Source organism: Streptomyces globosus, assembly GCF_003325375.1.
In the GTDB taxonomy this organism is placed as follows: Bacteria; Actinomycetota; Actinomycetes; order Streptomycetales; family Streptomycetaceae; genus Streptomyces; species Streptomyces globosus_A.
Genome location: NZ_CP030864.1, coordinates 24951 through 28926, shown reverse-complemented (window position 1 = coordinate 28926; position 3976 = coordinate 24951). Strand labels below are relative to the sequence as shown.

Genomic DNA, 3976 nt, shown 5'->3' with positions numbered 1-3976 from the left:
TCCGCCACCGCGGCGCCGTACCGACTCCGGGTCGGTACGGCGCCGCAGGGCCTCCTCGGCACGGCACAACGCTGCGGCCGGGCCCTCCCCCTCGCTCCCGTAGGCGCGGCCCGAAGCCGGCAGGAACCGGGAGCCGGGGAGCAAGACCGGATGGCCGGGGCGCACGCCGTTCCCGCGGGCAGGATGCGCGGCTGCTCCCGGCGCAGGCGGTGGCCGATGCTCCGTAGAACGGCGTCCGCGTGCTGCGGTACGGGACCGGCGCACTGTGCCACCGTCACCTGGAGGCGGGGACCGTCGGGAGGCGTGGCGGCGTCCCGCCGGCGCTCGGCTGCGCCGAAGCGGGACCGTCAGGTCCAGGGAAGCGTGCGCCACGGACTGGCCGGGTCCGTGGTCAGGGCACGGTGGGTCGCGAGGACCGTCTCGTACCACTCGCCGAACTCCTCCTCGTCGAAGTGGAGGCAGCGGCCCAGAATATAGGCGGCCGAGAAGTCCTCCCACGAGCGGTAGTTGACCTGGACCAGGCGGCCGACCCGGACCACGGCCGCCTCGGCCTCCTGCAGGGAGCACAGGCGGGCGGCAAGCCCCCAGCGGGCCATTCCCGATGCCCGGCCGTAGTCCCAGGCCTCGGCGCTTCGGACGAAGCCTCCCTCGGGCAGCAGCCCGTCCGCGCGGAACCGCGCCTCGTAGCGGGCGATACGGCCGATCAGCCGCTGGACGCCGGCCACCCGGCCCTCCAGCTCTTCGGCTCCGACGGCGCGGCCGGGGGCGACGCCGTCCGCGGTCAGGCGGGGCCCGGCGGCGGCCTCGGCGCGCCGGCGCACCACGTCCCCCGCGGCCTGGCGCCAGTGGCCGACGTCGACGGGGCCCGCGAAGTCCAGCGCCATGGAGCGGCGGAGCTGCAGGACGAACTCCCAGACTCCACTGACCATTCCGGCGCGCAGCAGCCGCTCCTGCGTGTCCTGCCAGTCCTCGCGGGTGGTGACGCCCCACCACTGTTCCAGCGTCCGCTTCTCGCAGCGGTAGCCGCAGCCGTGGTAGGCCATCGAGTTCCAGTACCGCCCGTTGCGCACGTTGATGTGCGCGCCGACCGCGAGGCCGAAGGCGACGGGGCCGGTGCGGGGGCCGCCCACCTCCAGCGTGTGGACGACATCCCGGGCCAGACCCGGCCGTTCCACCGGGGCGGAGTGACGCCGCCACAGGGCGCGGCCCTCGGGCCCGGCCGGCAGGACGCCCTCGCAGGGGCTGCCCGGATTGACGACGAGGTAGGGCGGGTCGTCCTGTCCCCAGACTTCCGCGAACCAGCCCAGGTCGTAGCAGTTGTAGACGGGGTCGGCGACGGGCGGCGGCAGCATGCCTCCCGTGTAGACGGCCACGCACATGGTCCGGGTCTGGGGGTTCCAGTAGGGGTGGAAGCGGCTGCTGCGCGGGTTCCCGTCGACGTGGGCCCGCGACTGCATCATGTACAGGTCGGCCCGTGCGACGAGGTCGTAGTACGCGGGCCAGTCGCCGCGCGCCTTCGCCTCGTACAGTCCCCGCTCGACCGCGCTCGGCGCCTGCCAGCCATGCGCCGATGCCGCCGGACCGGGCAGGGCCCCCTCGTTGTGACCGGTTGTCAAGCTCATGGGCAAGACCCTAAGGGCGGGCCCCCTGCGCCCCGCAAACCGGCTGCGAAGGGCGCCCTGCCCGGCCGGAGTGTGACGGCAGGCCCATGCTCGGCGAGCGGCGCGAGCTTGCCGGTGTGGCAGGGTGGTGGGTCACGTAGGCCTTCGGGGCCTGTGAACGCGAAAGGGTTGTGTCATGAACGAGGCCGAGCTCAGGGCGCTGTTCGACGAGATCGACACGGACGGCGACGGGCGCATCAACATCGTCGAACTGGCCGAGGGCTTCAAGGCCGAGGGCGCTCAGGGGCACCTCGCCGAGGAGGTCAAGAAGGCCATGGCGGCCGACGCGAACCATGACGGGGTCCTCGACTTCGAGGAGTTCCGCACCCTGCTGAAGTAGCGGCAGGCTGCGCGCCCTGGGCAGGCCTCCCGGGAGGAGGGCTTGCCCGGGCACCGCGGAAACGGGCGTCCCGCCCCCGTCCGCCGGACATCCGGGCAACGAGTCGTGTCCCGATCGGGCGTTCTCCGAGTCGGTGAAGCGGGGAGCCGCCGCGGGCGGCACTTCCCGCGCCGGACCAGGCACCGGCAGGCCGGAGGCTTCCGAGAGGCGCGCGCCCGGATCCGCGTCGGGTGGGGGAGGCCGGCCGTCGACGTTCCTGTCGCAGGAGCGGCTCTTCACGGTCATGCAGGAAACGCCTGGTCAAACTGGAGATCCTCACCGAGGCCGACACCGGCAACTTCGCCGGGAAGCAATAGCTGACGGACCTCAGCCGGAAACGGACCGATCAGTCGATGCGGTCGCTCAGGCCCAGAACCTTCGGGTCGTCGCCGGGGAAGTTCCTGGGCATGCCCGGCACGTCGATGGTGCGCCCGTACACGCCGGCCAGGAACTCGACGGCACCGACTGGGAACTCGATCCAGTCGGCGTTGTCCGTGCGGACGACCACGGGCCATGCGTCCGGATCCGCAGGGCTCGTCCTCCAGTAGAAGGCGTCCCCCGAATGGGACGACGCCCAGGAGATCAGGCCTCCCGGCTGCGGGTAGGGAACGTAGTTCTCGGTGTCGCCCATCTCGTACAGATCCTGAAGGATCTCGTCGTCCCTGGACTCGGACGCCCATGGCGCCTCGGCGCCGGGCGTCGGAAGGGACACCATGAGGAAATCATCGATGACAAGCACCGGGTACGCCTCCGCCAGAGAGCGGAAGTCCGAGGGCAGCGCCGTCCCTAGGCCCGCCTCGAGGGCGGCCCAGTCCACGCTGCGTCCGCCTGGCACACGCCACCGTGTCATCGAAGGCAGCACGCCCTCCAGCTCCTCGACTCTCACCAAGTCGTCTGCCAATCCGGAAAGTTCTCGACCATGGTCTCGAACAATACTCCGGCCTCGATGCGGGCGGGCACGGCGGCACAACTGCTCAAAGAGTCACGAACCACCCTCTCAGAGGACGGTTCGTGATCTGGTGTCCGTTTCCCGGTGAGGTTGGGGCAGGACTGCTGGTCGCGGGGCTCGGCGGCTACTGCTTCCTGGTGAAGCTGCCGGCGTCGGCCTCGGTGAGGATGCCGAGCTTGACCAGGCGTTTCAGCTTGGCGCGGGTGCCCTCGATGTTCTTCGGCAGCAGTTCGTGGTCGAAGGCTTCGCCAGACGTCCCGGGCCCGTAGCGGTCCGGTCGCATCGATGAGGACACCGAGGATGCGGGTGTAGTCTGGGTGCTCGGGCAGGGCCGGTGGGACGGCCGGGAGCCGGTCGGCGAGAGCGGTGACGGTCTTCCGCGTGATCGCGAGGTGTTCGAGGTGGGTCTCTGCCTCCCGCAGCCGGCCGTGCAGGTCGTGGGTGTTCGCGGCAAGGACGGTGACGGCGATGACCAGGCCCAGCACGTCCACGGCCAGACCCCTGCTTGCGGCCCGGCACCCTCTTCGCCGGGTCCCGGCCGGTCGTGGACGCGGGGACCCCGGCGGCCGCGTGGACACTCTGGGTGTCCAGGACCACCAGGGTCGGTTCCTCTAACCGGCCGGCCTCCTCGCGGACCTGGCAGCGCAGGAGTTCCTGGATGACCTGGTCGGTTCCGTCGTCCCGCCAGGCGGCGAAGTAGTAGTACGTCGCGCTCTTGGGCGGCAGGTCGTTCGGGAGGTAGGCCCACTGGCAGCCGGTCCGGCCCTGGTAGAGGATCGCGTTGATGATCTCCCGCATCGCGTAGGCGGCATGGTGGCCGCTGACCGAGCGGTGCCGGTCAATCCACGCGGTGATCACCGACTCGATCAACGCCCACTGCTCGTCCGATCAGTCGCTCGAGTACGGCTTGCGTTCACTCACATCCTGCCGGAGCTGCCCCGTCGCGGACTGGGCGTTCGGCAGCGGCGGCGGCGGCGCCGCCCTCGG

4 protein-coding genes and 1 pseudogene are annotated in these 3976 nt (G+C 71.3%); 1 reads left to right on the top strand and 4 read right to left on the bottom strand.

Features of this window, described 5'->3' with window-relative positions; genetic code table 11:
• Nucleotides 1–347 precede the first annotated feature (347 nt).
• Nucleotides 348–1622 carry a DUF1266 domain-containing protein gene (locus C0216_RS31365; RefSeq protein ID WP_114059165.1) on the bottom strand — a complete coding sequence of 425 codons (1275 nt, stop codon included), beginning with the start codon at nucleotides 1620–1622 and terminating at the stop codon, nucleotides 348–350.
• A gap of 175 nt (nucleotides 1623–1797) precedes the next feature.
• On the opposite strand from C0216_RS31365, the gene C0216_RS31360 reads away from it, so the two are divergent.
• Nucleotides 1798–2001, top strand: coding sequence for an EF-hand domain-containing protein (locus C0216_RS31360; protein WP_114059164.1), 204 nt, complete (start codon nucleotides 1798–1800; stop codon nucleotides 1999–2001).
• 385 nt (nucleotides 2002–2386) lie between these two features.
• Here the strand turns inward: C0216_RS31360 and C0216_RS31355 are convergent, their stop codons facing one another.
• From C0216_RS31355 to C0216_RS31350, 3 genes and pseudogenes are all read right to left on the bottom strand, one after another.
• Nucleotides 2387–2755, bottom strand: coding sequence for a hypothetical protein (locus C0216_RS31355; protein ID WP_114059474.1), 369 nt, complete (start codon nucleotides 2753–2755; stop codon nucleotides 2387–2389).
• A gap of 358 nt (nucleotides 2756–3113) precedes the next feature.
• The gene (locus C0216_RS34845) at nucleotides 3114–3272 is read right to left on the bottom strand and encodes a hypothetical protein (protein WP_162793357.1); all 159 of its coding nucleotides are present in this window, start codon (nucleotides 3270–3272) and stop codon (nucleotides 3114–3116) included.
• Nucleotides 3273–3423: 151 nt separating this feature from the next.
• A pseudogene (locus C0216_RS31350) lies at nucleotides 3424–3859 on the bottom strand (transposase); the annotation flags it as partial.
• Between the last annotated feature and the right edge of the window lie 117 nt (nucleotides 3860–3976).